General features: G+C 39.8%; 1 protein-coding gene. It reads left to right on the forward strand.

Going from position 1 to position 988, the window contains the following annotated elements; translation table 11 throughout:
* On the forward strand, positions 1–988 hold a 988-nt coding region (locus ACRCJ0_RS15420), incomplete at both ends, for a peptidylprolyl isomerase (RefSeq protein WP_431391071.1).

Raw genomic sequence — 988 nt, forward strand, 5'->3', positions numbered from 1 at the left:
AGAAAATGATGATTAGTAAGAAATTCAAACTTACTTCAATTGCCTTATTAAGTACTGTTGCCCTAGCAGCATGCTCAACTGGCTCAAGTGATGGTTCAAGCGCCGTTGCAACTGGTGATGGTGTTGAAGTAACCAACGAAGAACTACAAGCCGAATTAAAATCAACATACGGTAACACCGTATTACAAGAATTAATTATGGAAGAAGTATTCGTAAACGAAGTCGGCGATGACCGAGCTAAAGAATTAAAAGAAGAAGCAACTACTGAAGTTGAAACGCTAATCGCTGCTTATGGTGGAGAAGACGAATTCAATACTGTATTGGCATCTTCTGGTTTCTCAGACCGTGCAGACTACGAACACCAAGTTTACTACTACAAATTAATGAGTGAATCTGTATCTAAATACATCGAAGTGACTGACGAAGAAATTCAAACAGCCTACGATGATTACACACCTTCATTCACTGTTTCACATATCTTAGTGGATGATGAAGAAACTGCTAATGACTTAATTGCTCAATTAGATGATGGTGCGGACTTTGCTGAATTAGCAACTGAAAACTCAACAGATACAGCATCTGCTGAAAAAGGTGGTTCATTAGGTGAAGTTAATGCTGATTCTGGTTTAGATGAAACATTCTTCGCAGCAGCACAAGAACTAGCTGAAGGCGAGTACACAACTACACCAGTTGAAACTGACTTCGGTTACCACATTATCAAGATGGACGAAAAACCTGAAAAAGGTTCCCTAGAAGACGAAACTGAACAACTGAAAGAATCCATTATTGCTGAAAAATTAACTGATTCTACTTTAGTTGCTGGTATCGTTTCTGACATCATGACAGCTCACAACATCGACATTAAAGACGATGACTTGAAGACTGCGCTAGATGACGTGATCATCACTGAAGAAGAACAAGAATCATTAGATGCTGAAGCTGAGTCAGCTGCCGCAGCAAGTGAATCAGCTGCTAGCGAATCTGCAGC

This window comes from Aerococcus sp. L_32, from assembly GCF_050689315.1.